The 25,045-nt window shown below is 59.3% G+C and carries 21 protein-coding genes and 3 pseudogenes; 11 read left to right on the top strand and 13 right to left on the bottom strand.

All coding sequences use genetic code 11. The features are described from left to right. Positions 1-656 precede the first annotated feature (656 nt). Positions 657-1,632: pseudogene (locus tag OKW28_RS35940) on the bottom strand (error-prone DNA polymerase); the annotation flags it as partial. A gap of 960 nt (positions 1,633-2,592) precedes the next feature. Here OKW28_RS35940 and phaP point away from each other — a divergent pair. After that, a complete protein-coding gene (gene phaP, locus OKW28_RS35945; RefSeq protein WP_429452503.1) occupies positions 2,593-3,168 on the top strand; it encodes a TIGR01841 family phasin in 576 nt (191 codons plus the stop codon). Positions 3,169-4,039: 871 nt separating this feature from the next. Here the strand turns inward: phaP and OKW28_RS35950 are convergent. Next, positions 4,040-4,834, bottom strand: coding sequence for a hypothetical protein (locus OKW28_RS35950; protein ID WP_429452505.1), 795 nt, complete (start codon positions 4,832-4,834; stop codon positions 4,040-4,042). Positions 4,835-5,149: 315 nt separating this feature from the next. Between OKW28_RS35950 and OKW28_RS35955 the strand changes: the two genes are divergently transcribed. Beyond that, positions 5,150-5,515: a hypothetical protein gene (locus tag OKW28_RS35955; protein ID WP_429452507.1), complete on the top strand. Its 366-nt coding sequence runs from the start codon at positions 5,150-5,152 to the stop codon at positions 5,513-5,515. Here the strand turns inward: OKW28_RS35955 and OKW28_RS35960 are convergent. Continuing rightward, positions 5,512-6,231 (bottom strand): H-NS family nucleoid-associated regulatory protein, encoded by a 720-nt coding sequence (locus OKW28_RS35960; protein WP_429452509.1) that lies wholly within the window; start codon positions 6,229-6,231, stop codon positions 5,512-5,514. The genes OKW28_RS35955 and OKW28_RS35960 overlap by 4 nt on opposite strands. Positions 6,232-7,227: 996 nt before the next feature. Between OKW28_RS35960 and OKW28_RS35965 the strand changes: the two genes are divergently transcribed. Continuing rightward, on the top strand, positions 7,228-9,030 hold the full coding sequence (locus tag OKW28_RS35965) for a phospholipase D-like domain-containing protein (RefSeq protein WP_429452511.1): 1,803 nt from the start codon (positions 7,228-7,230) through the stop codon (positions 9,028-9,030). A gap of 137 nt (positions 9,031-9,167) precedes the next feature. Here the strand turns inward: OKW28_RS35965 and OKW28_RS35970 are convergent, their stop codons facing one another. Next, a complete protein-coding gene (locus tag OKW28_RS35970) occupies positions 9,168-9,443 on the bottom strand; it encodes a hypothetical protein (protein ID WP_429452513.1) in 276 nt (91 codons plus the stop codon). A gap of 270 nt (positions 9,444-9,713) precedes the next feature. Between OKW28_RS35970 and OKW28_RS35975 the strand changes: the two genes are divergently transcribed. After that, entirely contained in the window at positions 9,714-10,037 is a 324-nt protein-coding gene (locus OKW28_RS35975) for an SDR family NAD(P)-dependent oxidoreductase (RefSeq protein ID WP_429452515.1), read from the top strand. Positions 10,038-10,092: 55 nt separating this feature from the next. Continuing rightward, the gene (locus OKW28_RS35980; protein ID WP_429452517.1) at positions 10,093-10,236 is read left to right on the top strand and encodes a hypothetical protein; all 144 of its coding nucleotides are present in this window, start codon (positions 10,093-10,095) and stop codon (positions 10,234-10,236) included. 1,027 nt (positions 10,237-11,263) lie between these two features. Here OKW28_RS35980 and OKW28_RS35985 read toward each other — a convergent pair. Continuing rightward, on the bottom strand, positions 11,264-12,106 hold the full coding sequence (locus OKW28_RS35985) for a tetratricopeptide repeat protein (protein ID WP_429452519.1): 843 nt from the start codon (positions 12,104-12,106) through the stop codon (positions 11,264-11,266). Further along, complete coding sequence (locus OKW28_RS35990) at positions 12,103-13,053, bottom strand: Ku protein (RefSeq protein ID WP_429452521.1); 951 nt, start codon at positions 13,051-13,053, stop codon at positions 12,103-12,105. Before OKW28_RS35990 ends, OKW28_RS35985 begins: the two co-directional genes overlap by 4 nt. Before the next feature lie 418 nt (positions 13,054-13,471). On the opposite strand from OKW28_RS35990, the gene OKW28_RS35995 reads away from it, so the two are divergent. The 3 genes from OKW28_RS35995 (at position 13,472) to OKW28_RS36005 (ending at position 15,634) form a co-directional block, all read left to right on the top strand. Next, positions 13,472-13,729, top strand: a complete 258-nt coding sequence (locus OKW28_RS35995) for a hypothetical protein (RefSeq protein ID WP_429452523.1) — start codon at positions 13,472-13,474, stop codon at positions 13,727-13,729. Positions 13,730-14,548: 819 nt separating this feature from the next. After that, a complete protein-coding gene (locus OKW28_RS36000; RefSeq protein WP_429452525.1) occupies positions 14,549-15,022 on the top strand; it encodes a response regulator in 474 nt (157 codons plus the stop codon). A gap of 138 nt (positions 15,023-15,160) precedes the next feature. Then, positions 15,161-15,634, top strand: a complete 474-nt coding sequence (locus OKW28_RS36005) for a PRC-barrel domain-containing protein (RefSeq protein WP_429452527.1) — start codon at positions 15,161-15,163, stop codon at positions 15,632-15,634. Between the two features lie 51 nt (positions 15,635-15,685). Here the strand turns inward: OKW28_RS36005 and OKW28_RS36010 are convergent, their stop codons facing one another. Both OKW28_RS36010 and OKW28_RS36015 read right to left on the bottom strand, forming a co-directional pair. Beyond that, on the bottom strand, positions 15,686-15,895 hold the full coding sequence (locus OKW28_RS36010; RefSeq protein WP_429452529.1) for a hypothetical protein: 210 nt from the start codon (positions 15,893-15,895) through the stop codon (positions 15,686-15,688). Positions 15,896-16,285: 390 nt separating this feature from the next. Further along, entirely contained in the window at positions 16,286-16,864 is a 579-nt protein-coding gene (locus tag OKW28_RS36015; protein WP_429452531.1) for a phasin family protein, read from the bottom strand. A gap of 173 nt (positions 16,865-17,037) precedes the next feature. Here OKW28_RS36015 and OKW28_RS36020 point away from each other — a divergent pair. Both OKW28_RS36020 and OKW28_RS36025 read left to right on the top strand, forming a co-directional pair. Further along, positions 17,038-18,176, top strand: a pseudogene (locus OKW28_RS36020) (IS3 family transposase); the annotation flags it as partial. An 852-nt stretch (positions 18,177-19,028) separates the two neighbouring features. Further along, positions 19,029-19,538 carry a hypothetical protein gene (locus OKW28_RS36025; RefSeq protein WP_429452533.1) on the top strand — a complete coding sequence of 170 codons (510 nt, stop codon included), beginning with the start codon at positions 19,029-19,031 and terminating at the stop codon, positions 19,536-19,538. A 904-nt stretch (positions 19,539-20,442) separates the two neighbouring features. On the opposite strand, the gene OKW28_RS36030 is transcribed toward OKW28_RS36025, so the two are convergent. From OKW28_RS36030 to OKW28_RS36045, 4 genes and pseudogenes are all read right to left on the bottom strand, one after another. Beyond that, positions 20,443-20,709, bottom strand: a complete 267-nt coding sequence (locus OKW28_RS36030) for a hypothetical protein (protein ID WP_429448844.1) — start codon at positions 20,707-20,709, stop codon at positions 20,443-20,445. A gap of 298 nt (positions 20,710-21,007) precedes the next feature. Continuing rightward, on the bottom strand, positions 21,008-21,205 hold the full coding sequence (locus tag OKW28_RS36035) for a hypothetical protein (RefSeq protein ID WP_429452535.1): 198 nt from the start codon (positions 21,203-21,205) through the stop codon (positions 21,008-21,010). 644 nt (positions 21,206-21,849) lie between these two features. After that, on the bottom strand, positions 21,850-22,347 hold the full coding sequence (locus OKW28_RS36040; protein ID WP_429452537.1) for an RNA 2'-phosphotransferase: 498 nt from the start codon (positions 22,345-22,347) through the stop codon (positions 21,850-21,852). Positions 22,348-22,515: 168 nt separating this feature from the next. Beyond that, positions 22,516-22,823 (bottom strand): annotated as a pseudogene (locus OKW28_RS36045) (nitrite reductase); the annotation flags it as partial. 323 nt (positions 22,824-23,146) lie between these two features. Here OKW28_RS36045 and OKW28_RS36050 point away from each other — a divergent pair. Further along, complete coding sequence (locus OKW28_RS36050; protein WP_429452538.1) at positions 23,147-24,565, top strand: PLP-dependent aminotransferase family protein; 1,419 nt, start codon at positions 23,147-23,149, stop codon at positions 24,563-24,565. A 95-nt stretch (positions 24,566-24,660) separates the two neighbouring features. On the opposite strand, the gene OKW28_RS36055 is transcribed toward OKW28_RS36050, so the two are convergent. Next, positions 24,661-24,864 carry a DUF2970 domain-containing protein gene (locus OKW28_RS36055; protein ID WP_429452539.1) on the bottom strand — a complete coding sequence of 68 codons (204 nt, stop codon included), beginning with the start codon at positions 24,862-24,864 and terminating at the stop codon, positions 24,661-24,663. Positions 24,865-25,045 lie beyond the last annotated feature (181 nt).

The following is a 25,045-nucleotide window of genomic DNA, read 5'->3' on the forward strand; positions in this document are numbered from 1 at the left end:
ATGTTTATCCGAGTCTCCTCCATGTCCTCCCCAGGCATGGGTTTAGCCCGCCAATTCAGGCGGGCTTTTTTTTGGGTGGCGGACAGCCTTCCTGCGAAACAGGCTTGCCATTGTCTTATGCGCAATGCGCATCGGCGTGTGCTTCAATCCTGTTTGCATCAGGGGCACGCCGTGACGTGATGGGCACGGGCCTGCTCATTCCACTCGTGCTAGAACAAGGCCACTGGTAAGCCCATCAGGTCCGACATCTGTAACGAAGCGATAGGACGAAACGCCATGGCGCATGGACTGGACTACGCGCAGGTCGACCTGTTCACCTACGACTACGGACCAACCAAAATGGCTTGGGTCGGAAAGGACGTTTCCTGCCGGGTTCTGAGACTTTGTAACCCACCCCTCGAATGGAGAACCGCTCCCGCCTTGCCAGCCCAAGGTCCCAGTTTTGATTGCACAAGGGCCGCCACGGCTCAGGAGCGGCTTATCTGTCAGGACCCTGAACTGTCGGGAATGGACCGCAAGATGTACACGCTCTATCGCAGTGCATTGGGCGCGACGTCGCCGACAGCGCGCGCTGCGCAACGCGAGTGGCTCGCGCATTCTCGTAATGTCTGCCAGGATAAAGCCTGCCTGACCGAGAGCTATAAGATGCGCACCAGTCAGCTGTCGAACCCGCCGGCGTCCTCAACTGCGAGGTGACTCAGTCCCGTCGACTGGTAGTCGCTGACCATGTCGTCGACTCCCGATGACGCGCCAAGCTCCGGCGTCAAGTCGTCGACGCGCGCACCCGCGAGAATGTCCTTGTCCGGCACGGCCGCCGCGGGTTGCCACAACGCCTCGCGGCGGTTGCCCGCGAGCGAGGAGAATGCGTTCGCCGCCGCCAGCACCTGAAGGTCGTGACGGTCCAGCTGCGCACGGCGAGCAAGGTCGCTGCCACTAGAAAACTGCCTGACTGCACGCGCATTTTCAATGCGTTCTGCCGCGCCGTCGCGCATGCCGCGCAGTAACGACAGCCCTAGACGCACGACCGGCATCGGCTGTCCATTCGGGTGCTCCAGCACGGAATCCCACCCGCTTATCGTGACGTCCACCGGCGTCACACGCACACCGTGCCGTTGCGCGTCCTGAACTAGCTGCGACGGAGAGTAGAAGCCCATCGGCTGCGAGTTCAGCATCGGAGTGAGAAACGCCGCCGGTTCATGGCACTTCAGCCAGGACGAGCAACGCGAAGCTCGCCGCGTGGCTTTCCGGGAAGCCGTACTCGCCGAAGCCCTTAATCTGCTCGAAGATGCCCTCTGCGAAAATCTGGTCGTAGCCGCGCTCGAGCATCCCGTTGATGATGCGGTCATAGTAATTTTCCAGTCCACCCTTCCGTTTCCACGCTGCCATTGCTCTTCGCAACCGGTCTGCTTCGCCAGCGGTGAAGCCCGCCGCAAGGATAGCCACTTGCATCACCTGCTCCTGGAAAATCGGCACGCCGAGCGTGCGGCCAAGCGCAGTCTTTAGCGCATCGCTCGGATAGGTCACAGGCTCGAAATCTTGCCGTCGCTGAAGATAAGGATGAACAGCGCCGCCCTGAATTGGACCGGGCCGAACGATGGCGACCTCGATGACCAAATCGTAAAATGTGTGCGGGTCCACCAGCGCTCCGACGGGCCAGCCGCCGCCCGGCAACTCTGTCGACAGCGCCGGATACCCAGTCTCGACAACCCGTCCGCGACTGCGCGCAAGCTGCGACGCCCGCCAAAGGGACGGGTGCATCTCCTCAGCAAGGACGGCAGCAGCACATTCTCCACTGCCCCGGAGCCGGTGAGCGTGAGGTTCTGCTGCGGAGCTCGGCCGCCGCCTTCCCGTAAAGGTCAGCGCACTGGGCGCAGGGTTGAATCCAAATTTCCATCGTCGGTTGCCCGTATTGCGAGCAGACATGCGGCCGGTCGGGGCTCGTAGAAAGCATACGTTTCAAAGCGAGGAATATCTGCGACGGGCGTCGCAAGGTAGACCATTGAGGTAAGCGCACCATTAGTGCGCATGCCATCAAAAACGAACAAGGAATCGATGTCTTTCGCGGTTAGTCCCCAAACGGGTTGCCGATGTCTTTCACTTCGGTATTGATGTTGTATTCCGCACGCACGGCCTTGAGCATGCCCTCGATGTCGCGCTCGAAGCCGACCGAGTTGCCGCTCAACTATTCCTTCGCCAGTATGCCCTGTCAAACAGAAAATATTTTGTCATCAAGACTGCGCTTTACGTTATCCGGTAACCAGCTCGCGCCCAGGACCGGCTCTCAGCGTCAAATGGACCGTGTGGTTCTTGTGGCGCCGCACAAATCTGGGTAAAAGCTTCTCAATAGCATCCTGAGGAATCAGATGTTCCGCGGGTATTCCCTTGGTATTCGCTCGCCACCAATACCGACGGGGCGTTTGCCCGCGTTCTTACACGCCGCCCCGCGCTGCCGCCGAATCTGTAGTTGACATCCGCCCGCTCCTTCATAGAATGACTATTGCTGCAGCGCACAAGCCATTTCATGACTCATAGCTTGCGATTTCATTCATCTGACTTTTTGACGTTGGTCACCTCACCTCCATGGAGTTAACGATGAGCAGTATTCCCCCGGAACAAATCGTCGCGGCGCAGAAAGCTGGTGTTGCCACAACATTCGGCATCCTGACGAAATCATTTGGCGCCGTCGAAAAGCTGGTCGAATTGAACATGCAAGCAGTCAAATCAAGCCTCGCCGAAAATCAGGAAAACCTGGTCAAGGCGTTTTCGGCCGGAGCGCCGCAGGAGTTTTTCGCACAACAGGCAGGCCAGGCTCAACCCGCCATAGAAAAAGCACAGTCATACTGTCGCCACGTTTACGAAATTATCTCCAGCACTCAAGCCGAGTTCGCCGCCGTCGCCGAAGCACAAATCAGGCAGTTCCAGCACGATGCACAGGCATTTGTCGACAGCGTCGCGAAGAGCGCGCCGGCGGGAAGCGAAAACGCCGTGGCTGCGTGGAAGACCTTCATCACCACGGCAAGCGAGACGGCGAACACGACGTACGAAGCTGCGAGGAAGGCCGCAAAGCAGGCGGTAGAGACTGCGGAGAGCAATATCAGCGCGGCGGCTTCGACCTCGGTCAAGCGGACTCGACAGCTTGCAGCACCGGTCGAAACCAGTGAGAAGTAATAGCGTTTTGTCGTAGCGCACTACTGTCAAATCGTTCAGGCGAGCACACCCCGCCCGCGTTGCTTGCGGGGTGGCCGCCTGTGGCGGTGCGAGGCGCCCGGTGCGCCTCGCACGCGGTCGCGGAACTCGTCTCCTGCGCCAGAAATTTTCAAGCGCCGTTGCGCAGGTCGCCTGCCGTAGCTTCGTTTGATTTCGTCCGGCATCCATCACGCGAAGTGACCACTTTCTTCGAGCCCGGAGGCACATCGAGGCGAGTGCCACAGGGCAACGCCGAGCCGACGGTAACGAAGCTGAAGGAGGAGCGGATGAACACGGCAGAAAGGTCCCTGCGTTCGCTGGTTGAAAAATGGCTGACGCCAGCTGCGGCGACGCCGATTCGGGTAACCCGATTCAGTCGCACAGGCTCTAGCCGCGGACGTTTCGCACGCGTTGAGGTACAGCGACCGGAAGGTTCGGTTGCGCTTTTTTTCTTCCGGCACGATGACGGCACATGGCAGGTGTTCCCGCCCGGGACCCGCGGGCCAGGAGTATGTGCTGGCGCTAGCGCCGTGTGATTGGGTCGTCGCAGCAGCCTGTTTGTTGCATTGGTTGATTTCAAGTCCTGACCCATATTGTTATATTTTTCATACCAGTAAAGTTGGACGAAACTTTTTTTCCGGACATATGCCGCAAAGCAGAAGCAGGTAAATCAGAGCGCACGCAATGACCTTCACTGACAGAGACCCGACGGGCATAAGTCCCTACACGTTCCGTAATATCGCCCCTGCGATTGGCCATCTCGAGCAGGTCCTGGGCGCGGAAGGAGCGCAGTCTCTATTCACCAGAACTTACTGGCGCGGGCGCGTGCTTCAGGCACTTGCGACGCAGGGACTTACACCGAACCAGCAACAACGACTGCAGAGACTGCTGGAAAGCATCGATGCATTCCAGCCTGAAATATCCGTCTCCAGTTCGGAACAGTCGATTGGTTAGGCCAACCGGCAGAGGGCTCGCACATCCACGCATTTCGTCCCGAAAACCAAGCTCTCGCGAGACGAACGATGTATTCCTTCACGTCTTCGTTGGGCGCAGTTTGGAATTGCGGGAAAATGAAGTCCGTCTGATGCGATAGTCCGCCAGAGCCCAGAAACGCCACCTTCTTTCCGAGCGTGCGTGCGAAGCGACCGATTTCGGCGCCTAGCAAACGACACCGACGGAATGTCGGACGCGGGTCGACGAGTGAGTTGATATGAATTGGAAGCACGGGCTTCGCGTTCAGTTCGCCGAGAAACCAGTGCAGCACATTCGAAAATCCGTGGTCGACTTCCATCGCGTAAGACGCAGCAACGTCGAATTCGTGTTCCACCAGGTGATTGACCGCACGACCAGCAATGTCCAGCGGGATGTTGAGCGGCCCGGGATAGCCACCGCAGTCATTCAACGCCTCGGCTACCTGGCCCACAACGAATTGCGGCATGAGTTTCAAATGCATGCCGTCGTAATGGTCACCGCCGAAGACGACGACGAGGTCAGGGTCGAATTCGCGGAACTCCCGAACGCGCTCGTCGTACGCGCGCCAGAAATCAGGGTTGTCCTTGCGCTCCTGAACCGATGTGAGCGGCACGTGGGGAACACAGGCAAGGTAAGCGCGACTGGCCTGGTTAGCGCTGCTGGATGTGGTTGACATTTTTCTGCCTCTGACGAAATGACGCGCTCAACGCGCAAATTTTGCGGCGCCGGCCCCAACGAAAACCGGCTTGACGATGCGACTTTGAAAGTGCCAGGAGTTGCCGTTGTGCCTGACACAACGGTCCATGACGTCGGCGATGGTGGACGGCGCGCCGGCTTCAAGCGGAAACTCTCCTGACCCTGCGAACACGAGCACTACCGAGCGCACCCGTCGCTCCGGGTCGCCCTTGCACTGTCTCTTGTCACGGAGACAGGTGGGCCTGCCGATTTCGAGGGCGGACACGTCATTCTGGGCGATGTCCTGAAGGACGATATGGCGAGCGACCCGCTTCGCGGCATGGCGGCAGCGGCTCTTGCGGACAGCGCGAGGCTTGGTCGTGGCATGGACGCCGACCTTGAGATGGCCAAGGACATGTATGCCACGGCCTTGGAGCTTGGACACCGGTCGGCCGCGTATAACTTGGGCTTGTATTGGGAGGGACGCTGGGGTACGAGTGCTCCCGGCGACGTCGTCCCCGACAGCACAAAGGCGGCACAGGCCTACAAGCGTGGTGGTTCGAACGCAAAATGCGCCGCCCGCCTCGACGCATTGCGGGCCCCGTTCGAGGTAAACCACGCCATTCGCGCGTGCCGACGCAAAAAAAGCGAGCTCTGTGTGCTCGCTTACACGGTCGATTAAGCAGCCGCAGCTTCCGGCGCAGCCGCGACATTCGTCGTCGTGCCCACCTTTTTGGCGCCAACCAGTTTCTTCGCCGGTGCCTTCTTCACTACCGCCGCCTTTGTCGCGGGTTTCTTCGCTACGACTTTCGGCTTGCTCGCAGCGCGAGAATCTGCAACTCCGCTAACGCTAGCAATCAGAAACTTTGCCCGGTCTTTCGCACCGGCTAGCCACGCCGGAGCCGGACCGCGCCCGCTCCAAGTCGCACCGGACTTCGCGTCGCGATACTTAGCCGGCTGCGGACCTTTCGGCTGACCCGCCCCAGCAGCGGCGCTGACTGACGACGAGACCTTCTTGCCCGCAGTCTTGGCCTTCTTCGCACTTGCCACGCCTGCAGCGACGACTGCATCGGCACTACCCTCAATCAGGAATTTGCTGCGGTCTTTCGCATTCGCAATCCAACCCGGAGCGCGTCCGTGTCCGGACCATGTAGCCCCTGTCTTCGGGTCCTGATACTTCGCTGCGGACGGCTTGGCGACGACCGCAGATTTAGCTGCGGCTTTCGGTCCACGTTTCTTGCCACCAGCATCCGCATCGATGTCGGCGGTTGTCAGGCCGTGCGTTGACATCAATTCGCGAATCTTTTCGATAACAGCGCTCGACTTCTTCGCGATGAGTGCGTCTGCTTGGTTCTGCAGTTTTTGGATTTTTGCTTGCAAGGATTCCAGGGGCGTCATTCGCACCTCCGTAGTTGAGATGCCGGCACTATGCCATGCGCAAGATGCATTGCGCTACTTCTAGCTGGATGGCCGAATAGATAACCGAACATTCTTTAGTGGTTCCTCGGCGCGCCATCACTCTTTTTTCGGCGTCTGACGAGCGCGCCGCATCCAATCGCAACAAGCAAGACACTGTCATCAGACCCGCGCTCATGCCGGTCGTGCTGCGGAAGTCACTCGCGCTGGAAGCGGCAGAAGCGACAGCAGGCGAAGAGACTTGCGTTGCGACCGGCTTCGGAAGCGCTACGCCGGCAGCACTGCCTTGGCGAACGAGAGAGGCTTCGGACGTTGGGGAAGCCTGAGATGCGGTAGGGGGAACTGCGTCCGGGGCGGGTCCGACGGGAGCCATAGCAGTAGACGAGGCCATAGCGGGAGCCAGTGCTGCGCGAGGGGTGGCTTCGGCAGACCTGGCCATCGCCTTCCATTTTGCAAAGACGCCGTCGATGCAGTGGACGTCGATGCAGGCGTTGCGCGATTGCCTCCCACCGAGCGAGGTGTTCGGGCGAGAGCTTTCCACTGGTCAGCAGAGCCTGTTGCTGCGCGAAAATATCGTCGTATTCATTGTTCAGGATGGCGTGGTCGCATATCACGCGCGCAGCTGGTTGCCGCGTAGTTCTGACCTCTCTGCGCACCTATGCGTTTGTGCGCCAATTGCTTTAGTGCAGTGCGTCGGTGGACTGAATACAAAACCCTGTTTGCAGCCTCTCGCATATCGAGTAACTCTGAGCGGTCGCAATGCATTGGTCGAAGGAAGGCAAGTACATGACCGTCGGGCGATTGCACCGTGTCGGTAGGTATGTTGACAGACTGCCGGACAATTAGCTCTTCTCGCCAAAATTTAGTTTATTTTCCCGGGACGTCCTTGCCTCGAAATTGACGCTTTCGTCGCCTACGCTCTCAAGGTTGCCCCGGCAACGGTCAACCCGCATCGCGCGCCTTCACATGGAGAGAGACATGTCGACGAAATGCATTGCGTTTTCGAACAATGATGTGATTATGGTGGCCTGGACGTTCGAGGGTAAGCTCAAGGATTGCGTAGGCTGCGACGTTCGGCGTATTCCGGCCGAATCGGCAAACACGGCTAGCGGCGAACCACAGGGCGAGTCGCTCCCCGCCATGGCGGGATTTCCCGGCGACCCGAACGCCGGCAAGAGCCGGCGGACTACCGCGCAGGCGCCTATCCAGAAGCTCTTCTGGAAAGACCTGTCCGTGACAGACCTGGCATCGCCTGGCCCGTACATCTACCAGGTCATTCCGCTCAAAGGGACCTTCGATAACAAGGGCGTTCCCACGCTCATTCCTTACCCGGATGTGCACCCGCTCTTCTCAAATCCCGTGACGCTGACAGCAGACCATGGCCCTGCCGACGACGCTTCATCATTGAAGGCTTACTTCAATCGGGGGATTCTAGCTACCCAGTCGCTCACGCACGAGGTGCCCATCAGCAAACGTACCGGCGCGCCAGATGCGGGTGCGTTGTTAAAGCGGATAGCTGACCCGAAAGACGCATTACGCAAGTCTTTGGCGAGCGACCTCATCACCGCATTGCCGGCCCTGCTTGTTGAAGCAAACGCAGAGGGTGGGAACTGCTACGCGGCGCTCTACGAGTTGCACGACAAGGAGCTGGAGTCCCACCTCATCGGGAACAGGCGCCTGCATCTGATTCTGTCGAACACCTTCGACAGCAAGAGCGGCGACCCGGACCAGGAGAACAAGCCGGCACGGGATGACCTCCACAAATCCGGCGTGGATGTCCTCGACCGCATCCTTCCCGACGGCAGCCACATCGGGCACAACAAGTTCGTGCTCTACGTGAACAGCAAGGGCGAGCCCACCGCGGTACTGACAGGCTCCACCAACTGGACGTCTACCGGCCTTTGCGCCCAGACCAACAACAGCCTGATTGTTCGCTCGCCCACCGTCGCGCAAGCCTATTCAGACTACTGGGACAGACTGAAGCAGGACACGGACGCTGCCAATGGCGACGCTCACGCCCTGCAAGGGAAAACGTTCCGTACCGACAACCAGACACCTGTCGATGTCCAGGTGCCGGGAGCGTCCAACGCTACCGTCTGGTTCTCGCCAAACACCCCGCAAAAGAACAAGCCCAAGAACCCGGAAGCGCCGGTCGACATCGCCGACGTCGAAGGGCTTATCAAGGCCGCGAAGCACGCCGTTCTCTTCCTGTGCTTTGACCCCGGCAGTCCCAGCGTTGTGGACGCAGCGGCCGCCGCCCTGGAAGCGAACCCCAAGCTGTTCATTCGCGGCGCGCTGACCAACGTCGAGCGCGCCGGGAATTTCATTATCGACCTCCACGATAACGGGCGAGAGCCGGATGACCCCGCACAGGTTATCCCTGCAACAGCCATCGATGACACGTTCGGGATGTGGGAAAAGGAACTGCTCAACGCAGGCCACGCGGTCATTCACGACAAGATTGTCGTCATCGACCCGTTTGACCCGGTCAACTGCACGGTGGTGGTGGGCAGCCACAATCTCGGGTACAAGGCGTCCTTCACCAACGATGAGAATCTGCTTGTCATCAGGGGCAACGAAAGCCTTGCCCGCGCGTACACGGTCCATGTGCTCGACGTGTATGACCACTATCGCTGGCGCTACCTTCTGGCGCAATATGGAACCAAGGACAGCTGGCAGGGGCTTCAGCCTGACGACCATTGGCAAAACCGGTATTTCCCTGTGGCTGCAGGAGAGAAGCCCGACGCCGAGCTGACGTTCTGGCTTTCTGCATCTGCATGACGGTAGCGACCGCGCTCCGAGGCCCAAGCGCGGTCAAGCGCATTTGGTTTCCGCGCGGCCGATGTCCATCACCATCGTGCCGACGGCGCCGTCGAGCATCCCCATTCAGCCCGCTCCAGCATTACGGCCACGTCCCCTCACACGCGCCGGAGGCCCTTCAGCCGCTCGAATTCCGCGGGCCGTGTATATGACCGGTAGAGCTCGCTGACGGAGCCAAACGCCAGCGCTGGTTTGAGCGTTGCGCCGGGCAGCGCCTGGGACAACCACTCAAACGCGTTCATGTCGCGGCGTTCTTCCTGCATTGCAGAGGTCAGTGCTGCCAGCGCCTTGTCGGGCGAGTGACTGCCAAGGTCTACAAATAACTTTTCAAAGGGGTGTCTCGTACGACTTGGGGAGCGCGAGATGGTCAACATCCTTCTCCTGCACGGTTGGCTCCCTTTGCTTATACCAGCGCTATGTGACGATATGTGAAATGCGGAAAGCTCGTCTGCGGCTACGATTCGGCTAAGTCGGAATCTCGGGCCATCGGGCACAACGTGCGCTGTGCCGTAAGCACGCCCGTCCCCGAACCCTGCTGGTAAAGGCCGCCCGGTACGTGAATGCAATTTGCCACATCTACTATTGGCTAGTAGGAAACGTTACGCAAGAGCGCAAGACAACGTGCTCCGCATCACTATCCCTAATTGAATCTGGAGGACCGCGTAGAGAACGCATTCGGCGCTCCCGACCTTGTTGTCTACAACGCGAGCGGCCGCTATCGCGCAGCGGTTGAAGCCATCGACCCACAAAAGCTTGAGGATGCCATCAGAGTGATGGCTCTCGGTGGATTTCTTATTCCTCAGGCCGCCGCAGTTCGGATGGTGACTCGCGGCAGCGGCACTATCCTGTTCACCGGAGCTACGGCGAGCGTGAAGGGCCTACCCGCACCCGAGCTGAAGCTGTCGGCCCGAGCAGACGCTCGAACGGCTAAAGCTGCGTCGCCGTTTGCCGATAACTGGTTCAAATGACGCACTAAAGCGAGCCAGTTGCCAGGCCGCAAAGAGCGCATTTTCAGGAAGTGGCATGACGCTTGGTCGCGGCTTCGTGACCGGCGTCCAGACCGCGGAAAGCGGCGGCGCGCCTGAGAAGGAGAACGCTAAAAATCACACGCTCGGGGAAGGCGTCGACGGTAGGCAAACGAACGCGACGCAAAGTAAGACGAAGTAGCAGTCGGCAGTATGAAAACGGTAGTCAATAGCCTAAGTTTTCGGGCCACCTTCGGGTGGCCCCTTGTTTTCTAGCCCCACATCGCGAGAAACGCTTCGCGACCTTAGACCGTTACTGAGCCAGATAGACGTGCACGCCGTCTGGCCGAAGGTGGCTCATCTACGACCCCAGGGTGCAGCATGTTGTCGACACTTTGGTGGAACTGGCCGAACAGGGTAAACTGGATTGAATCTGCAAGTCTGCTAACCGCGAGAGAGCCTCGAATCCATGCAACATCTCCTCTCGTGTCACCGGAAGCAAACGTCTACGACAACGACAAGGTAAGCGTGTTTGCAACTTCGTCGAAGTTCCGCAAGGGGTTGTCGGAAAGAGGAACGCGAACCATGGCGCAATCGGCATTGCTACGGTTCTTTTCTCGAAGCTGTGCACAGGCAGCCAAAGGAGCGCATTGAAGCACCGGCGACTTCTAGTCGTGTGGCCGCGACTCGTGGGAGTTTGCAGGCGGCCGCGTTCGGTGGCAGAGGTAACTCGCGTGCGCTAATCGTTCGTCCTGGTTGCCAAAACTCCGCGCGCTAAGTGAACAGCATTTGAAGCAAGCACACGAGAGCTTGGCAGGAAGGCTGTCAAGTGCGAATAACGAGAGACACGTCGCTCAAGGATAGCGAATTACACAGATTAAAGATTATATGATTACCGGCGCGTTCGACCGCGAGAACACCGTGCCCACACCAGAGTTCTCAGAAGTGGATACCCATTTCCCGTGTGTGAAGGACAAGTAAAACGTGGGTGGAGGACAAGTTGCGCGTGGGTGGAGGACAAGTAAAACGTGGGTGGAGGACAAGTCGCGTCGATGAACTTCGACAGAGCGTTTGCGCCACGTGCACGATGCGGAAGCGGCAGCTGCAGCTTTGTACCTGTTCGCATCAGGCCGTCGTCCGGACATGCCGCGAGTTTCAGCATCCTCATGTACGAGTTGATTGGTCGAACGTCGTGCTCTGAAACACACGAATTGGCGGCGAAGTCCAGTTCAGCCGACGAGCCGACGATAAGCGCTGAGATGCCGGACGAGGCCTTGCTTGTCGCCACGAATCTCGCTCAATCTGGCGAGGTTGAAATGAGCGTCGGCATGCGTTGGGTCAAGTTCAATGCATCGTTGATAGGATGTTTCCGCAGCGTCGTAACGTCTTAGCTCTTCGAGAACGACTGCCCGATTGAAGTGCAGTAACGCGTCATCGGGGAAATGTTGTAACGCCCCGTCAAAAACTGACAACGCCTCGTCGCAGCGGGTTTCTGCCTCGCAGAGCAATACGCCAAGATTGGTATAAGCGTGGTAATGCGGTGATGGCGCGAGCTCCAATACTTTCCGGTAAGCCTGTTCTGCGCCGACAGCATCGGTTCCCGTCAGTTGTTCCGCGAGCGCAAACCACTCCTCCGCTTGCCGTTCGCGACTCGTCTGGTTTCGCGGTGCCGAGTCGAGGAAAGCGACCTCGCCTCTAATAGGTGCGACCTCGAAGTCGAGCAGGTGCTGGCCGGAAGCGGCGTCCCATTGGGCCTGTCCTGACCTGACAGCCACCGTCTCGCCTACCGATGTGATTCGAATTCCAGAAAGCGGAAGCTCGTCAGGAAGTTCGGCTTTCAGCTTGGCAAGCGCCCTCAGAATCTTCCGTGTTGAGACTTTGGCTGATTGCAACTGAAACGCTGTGCGCAGGACCACGACATCCTGGAAAGAGAATCGAAGCTCGTTTCTGCGACCGCGCGCCGGGTGAACGAATCCGGCTTCAATCAGCCCAGACAGCACCCGACGCGAGACCCCCAGCAGCGATTGAAGGCTGCGCAACGAATAATCGTTTGACTGATTCGGTCTGTTCACTTGCGTGCTCGAACCTTTGCCGGTGGCGCCTCCTTGATGTCGGCTTTCGGTGTGGCTCGTTTGACAGGGCGCCTTGGTTTGGCTGCCAACACTTCGACGTCAGCGGCGGTGGTCTTCTTCGTTGCCGTCGTCCTGGCCGGCGCCGTCTTCGCCGGTACGTTCCGTTTCGCCTTGTTGGCGCTGAGACTCGCCCGAAGCGCTTCCATCAGGTCAATTACCTGGCCGCCCGACTCACTCGTGGACTCCTCTGGAGACACAATCTGCTCGCCCGCGATTTTCCGGTCGATGGCCTCGAGAATCCGCTTTTTCTCCTCGTCCTCATAAGCCGACGGGTCGTACGCGTCTTCGGAGACCTGGTCGATGATTTGCAGCGCAAGCTTGAGTTCCGTGGCGGTTACGGGCGCCTGCTCGATATGCAAATCGCTCAATGCACGCACCTCATCTGCGAACAGCAGCTGCTGGAAAACCATACCGTCTTCAGCGGGCCGTATCTGGACGATGCGGGTTTTGCCTTTGTACGACCATTTGGCGAGTGCACACCGTTCGCTTTGGCGCATCGCCTGCTGCAGCAGACTGTAGGGTTTGCCACCCCGTTTGTCCGGCGCAATGAAATACGCCTTGTCGTAGTAGAGCGGGTCGACCGATTTTTCCGGCACGAAGGAGACAATTTCTACAACGTGCGTAGCACCCTCTTCAAGCGCCTTCAACTCGTCTGCAGCGAAGACGACGAACTGTCCCTTCTCAAACTCGTAACCCTTCTTCATGTCGGCGCGAGCCACCACCTCGCCTGTCGCCTCAGAGATGTACTGCTGCTTCACCCGCCCGCCTGCTGGCGTCAGGAGATTGAAGCCAACCCCTGAGGCACTCTCCGTGGCCGAGTACAGTTTGACCGGGATGGAAACCAGGCCGAAGGAAAGCGTCAACGATGCGATTGAGCGCGCTGCCATGAACTTCTCCTCGTAGCCGGCGGGCCGGAGGTCGCGCGGCTTCTGATTACGGCTGCACAAGCCACCGGTCGGAGGTCAGTCGCTATCCTCCCGGCTTTTTTTGCAAGCTTAGCACCGGAAAACCAGTTTCTGGAAAGCCGAAACAAGTGTGGCTACGGGATGCCCCTTCCCATTGAAGAACATTCGGTCAGAGGACAACTCACAACGGATACGACCGGACGGAGCGGATTTGCTCCCCTGGAGGTCCGGTTTTTTTGGAATGCCAATGCATTGACGGTTCTTCCCCGCACGGAGGGTCTGCGCTGATTTGCGCTGTTGGCGCGGCGCTACCATCGCTCGCCTTCTTGCCGCGCAGGCTGATGCCGCTTCAGGAACAGCCGTTGCGGCCTCTCGGAACACAAACCATCAGGAGTTGGAAATGGCTACCCATCCTACCGAGCAACGCGCGGCCGACGACAAATCGGAAAAGGACGTCGATACAGCTGTCGAAGATACGTTCGCTGCGAGCGACCCGCCGTCGACCGGTGGAGCGACAAAAATCGGGCCGGACGAGAATGCTGGAACGCAGACAGACAGCGACGTTCCAGGAACAGAACCGGACGAAGACGTTCCCGACGAGGAGACGCCTCCGGAGCCGTCTCCCGGCGACCAGCCGCCGGACGAAAAGGCACCGTGACGGGTATATATCCGCGTGCGCAACCAGACCCGAGGCTCGCCCGATTTGCGGTGGGCCCATCCGGGCTGGCAGTAAAGGGCATGAGCTGGATGCGTCGCGCCGAAGCAGTGTCCCGTGGGCCGCCGTCGGCGATGTGGATACACCGTGCGGAATCAACGGCCCCGAGCGGCGTTAGCTTCCCCTGACCTACTGGCCCACCCAAATGTCGGTGCGGCGGATGATTCCGCCTCCGGCTGGCTTTGAAATGCAGCGGTGGCGATGCGCGACAATCGTCCTGGTTCGTATGCCTCCGGGTGACTGGAATCTGACACCGAGCCGCACCGGCTAGAATACCGACGGTTTTCGAGCCGCACATCGGTTGAACAGGCCGACGATGAGCGACCGGTCGCCTAGCCTGCATGCTCGCGTCTCTTTGGCATTGTCCCCTCAATACGCTCGCCACACCGAAGTTATTTCTCGTTTGAAGCAACGTCAATTCTGACCTTGAAATTTCGAACGCGGATGTAGTTGAACGACTTACTCCCGGTGCATCTCGACTCCGGCGGCGTCGCACGAGCCGGCACGCGTCGCTGAACTGGCAGCAGGCGCCGCATGCCACCGGACTCGCCGGAAAGCTCTGGCGGCAACCCTGACGGCTGGAACGCGTATGGTCCTAGGGCGCTCCAGCCTCGCCCTCGGCGACAGCGTCGTCACGCTCCCGATAAAACGCCGAATGCACTGACGATAGAGCGCCGCCCTCAGCGCACGGCCGCCGAGTACGAGGAACAACAAAGCGTCTTCGAGGGCGCAGGCCGGCGGTTGTGCAAGGCGGCATGCTTAATGCGCAAAATCGATATGTCCCTGGGTTGCTGCGCTATGGCTCTCATTCTCCTGGTCGACGATGACGGTGAATCACTGTGGATGCTTCAGCTGGTTTTCGAGCGAAGTGGTCACCGCGTGCTGCTCGCGGATAGCGGTGAACCGGCGCTGGCGTTGGCGGGGCGCCATCTGCCTGATTTGATTATCACCGACTGGAACATGCCGGGAATGGACGGCATCGCCCTCTGCGAGCGGCTGAAATTTTACCCTTCACTTGCGCAGATTCCGGTGCTGATGACATCTGGCGAGTTGCCGCCCAAAGATAGGTCCGCGCTGTGGAACATGTTCTTCTGCAAGCCCGTCGACCTGAAAGCCCTTGAGTCTGCCGTCAGCTCGCTCCTGGCCCGGCGTTTGTGCTGTTCCAAAAAGCGCGTCAATGTGCCGGCTCCGGCGCCCGCGCGTTGGGCCCCGATGCCCTCAAGGTATTGGGCGTAACCGGTGAACGAACGGCATTCCGAGAGCGCCTCGCGTCTTCTCTTGAGGGCGCCATGTGCCGAAGTTCGCGTCGGCACCCGCCTGCGGAGGTATGCTGCTTGCTCGTTACGGAGGCACCATTTTCGATGGAGGTGAATCATGGGCTCAATCAACCCGCAAGGTGCTGCCCGAGGCGGAGCGAATATCGTGGGCGGTGGTGTTGGCGACGGACCGGGACCAGACGTCATGGCTGCCGCGACGCTCGACGGGACCAAGGTGATGTCTTCAGACGGCGAACACGTGGGAAAGATTTCAGACATCATGCTTGATGTCCGCAACGGACGCATCGCGTATGCGGTGCTGTCTGAAGGCGGTTTTCTTGGGATGGGGTCTAACCTGCATGCCATCCCATGGAGTGCGCTGACCCTCGATACGGACCAGAAGTGTTTCTTCGTCGACATCACCGCACAGCGCCTCAAGGACGACCCGGGCTTCGACAAGGACCACTGGCCCGCCATGGCAGATGCGAAATGGGGAGAGTCAACGTACAGCTACTACAACCGGCAGCCGTACTGGTCAGCAACACAGGAAATGATGGAAACTGACCCCAATGTCCGGCCGAGCGAGCATTGAACATTATCGGTGAGCTGTCCCGGGCGGAGGGCTTATCTGCCGCTCCATCGCCTATGCCACTATGGCTTGCTTCGGTGGCATAGGCGCATTGCTTTCCTTAACCACCAGACGCGCGCGAATAATCGGCACTTCAATCTGTATCGCGCTCGCCGCGAAGACGGCGAAAGCGCCATGGTGGGCGTACTGCCGGAACTCACCCCTAGTAGGTTTTTTCATTTCACTACTGGAGGCCGGCGAGCCCTTCGCCCCTTTTTTCTGCATCTGCTTTTTCGCGACTTGCTGCCAGAGTGACCCATCGTTTTAGAGCCGGACGCGCCAGACATCGTGTCCGCCGCGCCACTCGCGTTCGGCGTGCCGATTCCGGTGCCGCCCTAGCCGGCACTGCAGGACGGGCACACGGAATATCTCGTCGAGATGCTGAGGGCTCATGCGCTGGATTGCGTTATCGGACGTATATCGCACGAACACGCTAGCGAGCTGCGACAGGAGATTCTTTTCATCCAGCGACTGAAGCCGCCAACGGGCTCCGGACGCTCACGCCCAAACGCGGTGCCCACGCCGCCCATGCGCGACTGTTCCGATGTGAACACCGGGGCCGAAGGCATGAGAGTCAAGCCGTTTTCGGCATTGACAAGGCACGTCCATTAACACTTATTTTTTTGTGGCAGCCGTGACTTGTTCAACGGCCTGTCTGGTCGCCCTGTTTGAGGCGGAAGCTGCTGCGTCAACGTTGTTTCCGGCAATCTCCAGTGTCTGTGCAGCGGCCTTTTTTCCGGCTTCAATCGTTGCGCTCGTCGTCTCGCTGGCGGACCTAACAGCTGATTGCAACGCGTTCATAGCGGGTTCGCTTCCCACCGGTGCATTGCTTGCGACCGTATCGACAAACGCTTGCGTATTCTGCTGTTGCTGCCTGAATTGGGCCTCGGCGCTCGCGGCCAGTTCGGCCTGTGCACTGAACATGATGTTGTACACATGCCGCCAGTAGGACTGTGCTTCTTCCATGGCGGCTTGCGCGCGCTTTGCCTGCAATGCGAACAGCTCCTGCGGGTCTTTGGCTGACAACGCCGTGCTGATGATTGCCTGATTTTCGGAGAGCGTCGATTTAGCCGCCCGCAGGTTCAGCTCAGTCAGCTTTTCGATGCAGCCGAATGCCTTGGTCCATACATCGGACACGGTTTCCAAACTGGCTCTCTGCGAAGCCACCGCCTGTTTGCTGGAAAGACTGCTCATTGCAACCTCCATCTGGGTAACGTGGCGAGTGGTCCGTGAAGCCACTTCAAGGAACCTGAACGACACGCCACAGGGCAGGAATCAGCGGTGCAGCAAGGCTTGGTCCCGGGAACGCGAGCTGAAGTTGACCCGCGAAAACGGACACCTATGCTTTTGATCAGGAGGTGTCGAAAATGGGCAGGCATCGTACCCCATACCCTGTGGAATTCCGGGCTCACATGGTCGAGCTGGTTAAGGCCGGAAGAACGCCTGAGGATCTGGCGCGCGAGTTCGAGCCGACCGAACAGACGATCAACAACTGGGTCGCGCAGGCCGATCGCGATGCGGGTGTGCGTCACGACGGGCTGACCACGGCCGAGCGGCAGGAACTCACACGGTTGCGTCGCGAGAACCGGCAACTGAAGATGGAAAGGGACATTCTCTCGCAGGCCGCGGCCTGGTTCGCGAGGGAGACGGGAGCCGTTCCGCCGAAGGGCGGTACGGATTCATGAGAGCGAACCGGGCCAGGTGGCCCATTGCCACGATGGCACGGCTGCTCAGGGTCTCCGCGAGCGGCTACTACGCATGGCTGGTGCGTGAGCCATCGAAACGCTCGTGTAGCGATGCGCAACTGCTCGAGCGCATCCGCACGCTGCATGCGAATTCACGCGGCACATATGGGGCGCCACGTATCCATGCGCAGCTCGCGTGGGAAGGCGTGCATGTGGGATGCAAGCGGGTCGCACGTCTGATGCACCTGGCCGGCCTGCATGGTGCGAGCCGGCGGCGCTGGCCACACACCACGCGGCAACGCGCGGGGGCTCGGCGCGCTCCGGATCTGGTGCGTCGGCACTTCTGCGCGGAGGCGACAAACATGCTGTGGGTGGCGGACGCCACCTACATCCCGACTGGCGAGGGGTTTCTGTATCTGGCCGTAGTCCTCGACGTGTTCAGTCGCCGAATTGTAGGCTGGGCGATGTCAAGCCATCTGTACACCGAACTGATGCTGCGCGCACTCGATATGGCGTTGCTGCAGCGACGCCACGAGGGCGTAATTCTACATTCGGACCAGGGATGCCAATACACCTCTATTGCATTCGGACGGCGCTGCCGCGAAGCCGGTGTGCAACCGTCGATGGGGACGGCCGGCGACGCGTACGACAACGCGATGTGCGAATCGTTCTTCGGCACGCTTGAAGCGGAGCTACTCTCGCGAGAACTCTTTGCGACTCGTGAACAGGCCCGGCAACGCATCTTCTGGTTCCTGGAGGGCTGGTACAACGTACGCCGCTTACACAGCGGCATTGGCTATCGTTCGCCGCTTGAATTCGAAAACCTCAACGTTAAAAGGCAAACCGTATCGCCTTGCGGGTTGTCCACCGGCGGGCAGCGTCATGGTCGTGAGAGGCGACCCGCCGCCCGCCCGTGGACAACCCGCGACTCAACACTCAACGGAGGTTAGATCGCATCAAATCGCAGGCTGCAAATCCGTCCGTCGAACCGGGTCAACCTCAAGCAACGTCAGTTTGTGCTTTGCGTTGCATACAGCGGCGCGCCATACAAGGCCCCAGTTATGCACGACGATGCACGGCGAGACAGCTTCCCTTACCCACGAACGACACGTACCGACCTAGCATCCAATCTGGCGAAAGACTCAGCGCGGTACGTGATTGAGGTCGACGTGCCTGCGCACAGGAGCGCCCCCTTCTTGCAGGATGCACGTGACGGCTCGCTCGCAGTATTCTGTGCCAATTCGGACAGTGGCTGCATCGCCCAGGCCGACATGCGCGACTATCGGTTTTTCGTCGATGATGAGCGCAATCGGAGCACGCAACGACATTGCCGCCAGGCGCGTTATCGCATCAAACGACGACTCCGTTGGCGTGTCGGGGATGCCGAAGCTGTGCAGTCTACGCAAACGCTCGCACTCGTTCGCGCGAGAATGACCTTCATAAACCGTCACCCTTGTGGGTGATGGGTTCAAAATAACTTAAGGCGCAAAAGATATACCTCGTCGACATGGAGGCGATGCACGGAAAGAGTGTCGGCCTGGCGCTTCTTTTGCGCTACGGAGCATGGAGCATAGTTCGCGATGGAGGCCGACATGGGAAGGGGAACTCGTCGACGGTGTTGCGCCGGAACAGACCGTTTCCAGCCAGGCACGCAACGAGCGGAGATAGCTGCAATGGACGACCGATTTGACCGACGCGAACTGCTGCTTCACCTCGGCGACAGGCTCGAAGTTTTGAGCTGTTTAGCCAGGACAGGTCGGCCGGAGGCGCTGGTGGTGCAGCTCGCGAAGGAGCAGAACTTGTCACAGGATTTCCGCTTCCTCCAGGCGCTTGGGCCGAAGATGACGGTGGCCGAGTTCAGCGCGGGCGTCGCCAGCGCGTTCTTCCTGTGGCCAAAGGAGCTGCTTGATACGGAGCTCAACCGGAAAGCTCTGGCGTCAACCGTTCAGCACGAGCTCTTTGACGGCAACCCTGACGGCTGGAACTCGTATGTCGGTCACCTCCGGAAGAAGGTGAAGTGGTTCGGGGACGGGCTTCCCGGGATGAGGAAGGAGGCGGGGGCCGAACCGTTGCACGATGCCGTGGAGGAAGTGAATCGAGTCGGGGTCGCGTCGTCCCCTGAGCGGGATGTGCCCGGCGAGCGGAAGGGTTGGCCTTGGCCCGAGCCAAAGCCGACGACCTGACCGATGCCGTCGCGACGTTTCTGCCAGACTCAAGGTCACCAGCGCGCCCCGGCTCAGCCTTGGCGACATCATCGTCAACGACGAAGTCTGTCTCGTGAAACGAACCGGCGACAAATTTGACGACTCTTCCGTGGGACGAAGCCGTCGACTGGTCCACGCGTTCACCGAGCCTGCAGGCATGCGCTAGTTGCTTGTCGAGTGAGCCTGTCGCGATGTTAACGCCGCGTGCAGTCCGCTGTTTCCACTACTGGCTGTTTTCTTTTGGGCCGTACCGTGGTCTGTTCACGTCGCTGTTCGCGCCGCTACGGGTACCCATATTCAGACCATTGGCCTTCCCCCGGTTAGAACGTCCGGTCGGAGGGCTGCTCTGCATCGCACCGACGCCACCGCGTGTGACATCCGGCGAACCGTATCCACTGTCGTTCGGGGCTGTCATCGAACCGACCCCCGGTCTTAACGTCCCGCCAGCAGTGCCGCCAGCGTACGCGTATGTGATTGCCGCCAGCGCCATCACGAGAGCCGAAGCGCAAAACGTCCTATCGTTAAGTTTCATGGTTCACCTCCGAAGAGGGGATGTCGTGAAAGCGACTGCCGCTGACGAACGAAGTGCCGCAAGACCCGTGCCTAGGGCCGCTGATTCGTCGCTTTGCAACGGCAGGCAGGCGATAGAACAGACAACGGACGCTCATTCCGTATCCGAAAATGCCGCCCTCACAACGCCCCTTCGCATAGCTGGCGCTCCGCGGCGGCCTGCAGTGCAGCGGGCTGTCGATTTCTTTTGCTTTGCCGTGCCTACAGCAACGCTTGGTGCTCCCGGTACCTTGGCGGCGGAGGCAGAAGTCACCCTCACGAGAGCCGCCGTATGCCAAAGCGGCTTGGGTGGGGACCTCTTTTTTTTCTTGCGTTACCTACGCCTGTTTCCTATCCTCTGAACAATGGAATTAAGGAGCTTCTTGTGTCCCAGATAAGAAAAAAGATTTCCGTGATATTCACTGCTGCTCGCCTGAGTGCACTCGACGACCGTTCGGCAAGCCGGTTTCGAGGTCGGGTCGGGCAGGTCATAGCGCATGAGCCCACGGGAAAGCACGTAAGCGTCGAATTCCCGGTGGATGGTGAGCGGCGGCCTGAACGGCTTGAGCGGGTTCCGCTGGAATACCTTGAGGTCGTTCATGCGCACTCTGGCGCGGCAGCCCCCTCTCCTGCACACTCACCGCACGCTAATGCAGCTCGAATGCAGCACTCGGCAAGGTTTAAGCGAGACACCTGACGCTTTCATTAGGCCTTGGAGCCACCGCGCTTGCACTTTCAGGGGCAGCGGTGGCTCACGTCGAAGTTACCGGTGCTGCCCTCAAAGAAGGATACGGAAACTGTGCACCGGCAGCCCGTGTCGACCGGTGCGAATAATTGAGCCCATCATGCACCTCCATAACAAAACCCAAGCCTTTCGAACTCCGCGAAATCGACCCGCATCACTTCCCGGGAGAAAAACGCCGCAGTGATTTCTGGAATTCTTCTTCGGACTGCACCTTGTCCGCAAGCGCGGCCTTGATACCCTCCTCGGCATCATGCAACAGGACGAGCCGACCGTGCTCGGCTTCGAGAGCGTGGTAGTAATTCAGCTTTCGGGCGTCGACAATCGCGACGTATGCCGAACCAACCTTCGTCAAGATTTTTTCGGCACCTGCGACGACGCCTTCCGTGAGCTCAGTCAGTCACGAAGAGGTGTCGCACATCAATCTGCTCGTCGCTGGCACGAGTGGACCGATAACCTGGCATGCGAAGGCAATGGGGACAAACTACCTGTCCGCCGGAGCAGCTTGTTGGCGAGGTCCTTGACTTGAGGTGAGATTGCGAGACTGTCCGACACGACGAGCATTCGCAGAAACGAGCCAGTCTCAACAACAACAGCTTTCGTACGTTCTTGAGGGTTGTCATCTAAGTTTCTGAAAGTGGGCAGCAAAGGAAGCCCACGAGTCCCGTCGCGCGTGTCAACGCTGCGCTAGCTTCCGTCAACGCTGTGTACCTCAGCAATTCGAGGCCCCGTCGAGGGGGCGCCGCATGACATCCGTGTATGACGCTGCCGCTCTCTGAGCCATCAAGCCTCGCGGCGAAAAAGGCGGCGCACGATGTAGGCAGGTCCTTCATCGTCGAAAGCGTCGGCGAAACTCGGCCTCGCTAATTACGCGCCCAGTCTTGGCATTGCTGAGGCCAGAAACGGCGTCAGCGAGTAGTAGCTCCTTCGCGCGTTGACGACTCAGCTTGCGCTTTTGCATGCGTTGGGTCGTGATGTATTTGACGCGAGCACACACATTCATGGTTTCGGCCCACGCCCATGGAACCAGGACCCAAAAGGAGCGAGGTATGCCGCCGGCACGAGCGCAGTAAGCCACACCCCATTATCCGAACGAGTGAATTCGTGGCCGTCCGCATGCATCTGCGCGGCATCGACCACCAGTACCAATGGCGGACCGTGGCGAGCACCGACCCGCGTTGCCGTATCGGCGTCCGTGCTCAGATGAACTGCGTGCCTAGTTTGAGCCGTCAACCCTTCCACGGCGATATTCGTCCAGTTACTCCAGGCGGTGCCGTGATAGAGAACAGCTGGCGGTTCCTTTGCGGCATATCCAAGGTCCACGCCTATCGAGTGGCCCTGTGCCGCGCGTATCCGCAGGCCATCCGGAGATAGTGCAAAGCGCTGTTTGTCGTTTGTGGCCACGAGCGCCAACATGAGGTCTCGCGTGATTGCTGGCAGTGTCCTTAGTCGCTTCGAGGCACCCGCGTTACGCGCGGTACGCTCGATTGCGCGCATGAGCTCATCGACAGATAGCCGACTTGAACGTAATCCGGCTGACCCTTTGTTTCAGACCAGGCTCTACGACGCGGCTAGCTTCATCGCTGACTCGGAAGACGTGCACGGACGTCGGGTCAATTCGCCGGTCGTCGCCGTCCCGACGTCAGGTGCGCGGGGCATCTGGGTACCGCTGGTTTGAATGCCATGCATGTCGACGGACGCTAGCAGGTCCATCACATCAGCGGCCTTGCGCAAGGGAATCCAGTTGAACTGCACGTTGGTTCGTGTCGTGAAGTGCGCTGAATTTGTTCGCCATATGGCACGGCGACGCGCAACATTGGCGCGTGGCGCTGTACATACCAGCCGTTCTGCAGGCGCAGCGGACGAAAGTCGTCTTCACTCAACCGGCCGCTTTCCCAGCGTTCCAGTTGGTCCCGAAACTGCGCCGCGCGGCTCTTGACAAATGCTTTGTCGAATTCGTTGTACTGATACATGAGTAGGGAGCGTCTCGCGTCGCGGTATTACGCGACGTAATTGAAGGCAAGGGATGTTGGAGGCAACCCTCCGAAAGGCGTCAGTGGCTACGATAGGCACCTCGCCCTCCGCCGAAAAGAAGCAGAAGCCGCCGATGTTTGCGTAGCAGGCAAGTTCGGTTGGCAGCGCCCACTCAATCGCTGCTGACCCCACCGCAGTCGTCGCTGGCTCATCAACAGAAGCTGTAGTATTGCGGCACAGTCTCTCGGCAGACACATCGGGAATCGCGCGAGAAACCGTGCACTGCGAGTTCGGTCACCGAAGAACACGGTAAGGGCAATCAATGAATCGCTACGAGACTATCGCGAAGAATCTGGCAACGCAAATCCAGGAAGGCCTTCTTCCCGCCGGAGCCAAGCTTCCGTCGCTTCGCCACCTAATCGCGCAGTACGGCGTGAGCCAGTCGACGGTATTTCGCGCCTACTCGCTCCTTGAGCAGTGGGGTCTCGTGCGCGCCGAGGAGCGTGCTGGGTATTTCGTCACTCAGGGCGCCACTGTGAACGAGACGGTTCGAGCAGAAGGACTCGCAGCGGAACCAAGGAAGGTAGACATCAGCGATTTGGTGTTCTCCGTGCTCGAATCAGCCCGGCATGCGGACATTGTGCCGTTGGGTTCAGCGTTCCCCGCTCCACAGCTCTTTCCATCTGCACGGCTTCTGAAGTCACTGGTTTCCGGCACCCGGTCGCTCACCCCATGGAACACGGTGGAAGACCTGCCGCCCGGTAACGACCATCTCCGCCAGCAAATCAGTCTTCGGTACGTTGGAACGGGCATGTCCGTGTCGCCAAACGAGATTCTCGTTACAAATGGCGCCCTCGAAGCGTTGAATCTATGTCTGATGGCCGTCACCCGGCCTGGAGACCTTGTAGCCGTGGAGTCCCCGGGTTTTTACGCCGCCCTGCAAGCAATTGAGCGGCTCGACCTTCGAGCTATAGAGATACCTGTCGACCCGGTATCCGGCCTTGACCTCGAAGCGTTACAAGGTGCGCTTGACCAGCACCCCATTCGAGCGTGCTGGTTCATGCCCAACTTCCAGAATCCGACCGGCACGTCCTTGTCGGCCGACAAGAAGCGCGCTCTGGTCGAACTACTGCGTCGACGCGAAGTACCGCTCATCGAAGACGACGTCTACCAGGAGCTTCATTTCAGCCGCGACCGTCCGCTGCCGGCCAAAGCGTTCGATACACAGGGGCTTGTCATGCACTGCAGTTCATTTTCAAAAACACTCGCGCCCGGCTATCGAGTCGGGTGGACGGCGGCTGGCCGATTCGCTGACAAAGTCAGACGGCTGAAGCTGATGACAACACTTTCTGCGTGCATTCCCGCGCAAGCAGGCGTTGCCGACTATCTGCAGCACGGAGGATACGACAGACACTTGCGCTCGCTGCGTTCGTCGCTTCAGTCGCAGCTCGAGCGAATGGAGACGGCACTGCATAAGTGGCTGCCGAGTACCGTTAGGTGGGTGCGTCCGACTGGTGGCTACATGCTGTGGCTACAGCTCCCGCAGTCTGTCAAAGCAATGGAGCTTCACGCGTTGGCGAGCGCGCGCGGTATCAGCATCGCTCCGGGGCCAATTTTCTCACCGACGCACGGCTTCCAAGACTGCATCCGGCTCAATTTCGGCCATCCTTGGGACGAGCGCTTCGAAAACGCGATTCGCGGACTCGCCGAAATCCTCGACGACCCTTCCATTCACGGCTAGTGTCACCAGTGCAGCGTCAACGGCCGGGTCTACGTCGCGAGGCGCTCTGCGGCGTTTTTGCCTTGTCCAATCCGCGTGCATGAGCGCGCTTGCAATCAGAATCCTTGCATCGAACTCGTGACGTCGGCAGTCAAATGTACGGCTCCAAAGATAAGCAAGCCAATCATCAAGGCGAGTGCGATTGCGACAAACGGCAGCAGCACCATGTTGACATTTGCCAAATCCGCCTCATAAGCAGCGCGTTTGCGTACCCCAAAAAAGCCGGCCAACACCATGCAAACCATGCGGAAAAGTTCCACGATTTCTCTCCCAGAAATCCATCTCATGCTTAATAGTCTCGTATAGCTCTCGGAATAAGAAGAAGCAGTTCTCGCCGATTCGAGGTAAGCAGGAACTGAGGGTGCAGTGGAAATGTGAACAGAGTTGGACCTGCGTTGCTGCGGCGACGCTCGCGCCCGCTGCTATCGCGACTGGCACCTA

The sequence above is a fragment of the Paraburkholderia sp. 40 genome (assembly GCF_050434105.1).
GTDB lineage: Bacteria > Pseudomonadota > Gammaproteobacteria > Burkholderiales > Burkholderiaceae > Paraburkholderia > Paraburkholderia tuberum.

Excerpts from the sequence above, each read along its gene's own strand:
- OKW28_RS35960 (WP_429452509.1), bottom strand. The coding sequence starts at position 6,231 with ATGACGCCCCTGGAATCCTTGCAAGCAAAAATCCAAAAACTGCAGAAC.
- OKW28_RS36010 (WP_429452529.1), bottom strand. The coding sequence starts at position 15,895 with ATGCAGAAAAAAGGGGCGAAGGGCTCGCCGGCCTCCAGTAGTGAAATG.
- OKW28_RS35980 (WP_429452517.1), top strand. The coding sequence starts at position 10,093 with ATGACGCTTGGTCGCGGCTTCGTGACCGGCGTCCAGACCGCGGAAAGC.
- OKW28_RS36040 (WP_429452537.1), bottom strand. The coding sequence starts at position 22,347 with ATGCGCGCAATCGAGCGTACCGCGCGTAACGCGGGTGCCTCGAAGCGA.
- phaP (WP_429452503.1), top strand. The coding sequence starts at position 2,593 with ATGAGCAGTATTCCCCCGGAACAAATCGTCGCGGCGCAGAAAGCTGGT.
- OKW28_RS36030 (WP_429448844.1), bottom strand. The coding sequence starts at position 20,709 with ATGAACGACCTCAAGGTATTCCAGCGGAACCCGCTCAAGCCGTTCAGG.
- OKW28_RS36000 (WP_429452525.1), top strand. The coding sequence starts at position 14,549 with ATGCGCAAAATCGATATGTCCCTGGGTTGCTGCGCTATGGCTCTCATT.
- OKW28_RS36050 (WP_429452538.1), top strand. The coding sequence starts at position 23,147 with ATGAATCGCTACGAGACTATCGCGAAGAATCTGGCAACGCAAATCCAG.
- OKW28_RS35970 (WP_429452513.1), bottom strand. The coding sequence starts at position 9,443 with ATGTTGACCATCTCGCGCTCCCCAAGTCGTACGAGACACCCCTTTGAA.
- OKW28_RS36025 (WP_429452533.1), top strand. The coding sequence starts at position 19,029 with ATGGACGACCGATTTGACCGACGCGAACTGCTGCTTCACCTCGGCGAC.
- OKW28_RS35990 (WP_429452521.1), bottom strand. The coding sequence starts at position 13,053 with ATGGCAGCGCGCTCAATCGCATCGTTGACGCTTTCCTTCGGCCTGGTT.
- OKW28_RS36005 (WP_429452527.1), top strand. The coding sequence starts at position 15,161 with ATGGGCTCAATCAACCCGCAAGGTGCTGCCCGAGGCGGAGCGAATATC.
- OKW28_RS35965 (WP_429452511.1), top strand. The coding sequence starts at position 7,228 with ATGTCGACGAAATGCATTGCGTTTTCGAACAATGATGTGATTATGGTG.
- OKW28_RS35950 (WP_429452505.1), bottom strand. The coding sequence starts at position 4,834 with ATGTCAACCACATCCAGCAGCGCTAACCAGGCCAGTCGCGCTTACCTT.
- OKW28_RS35995 (WP_429452523.1), top strand. The coding sequence starts at position 13,472 with ATGGCTACCCATCCTACCGAGCAACGCGCGGCCGACGACAAATCGGAA.
- OKW28_RS35955 (WP_429452507.1), top strand. The coding sequence starts at position 5,150 with ATGGCGAGCGACCCGCTTCGCGGCATGGCGGCAGCGGCTCTTGCGGAC.
- OKW28_RS36015 (WP_429452531.1), bottom strand. The coding sequence starts at position 16,864 with ATGAGCAGTCTTTCCAGCAAACAGGCGGTGGCTTCGCAGAGAGCCAGT.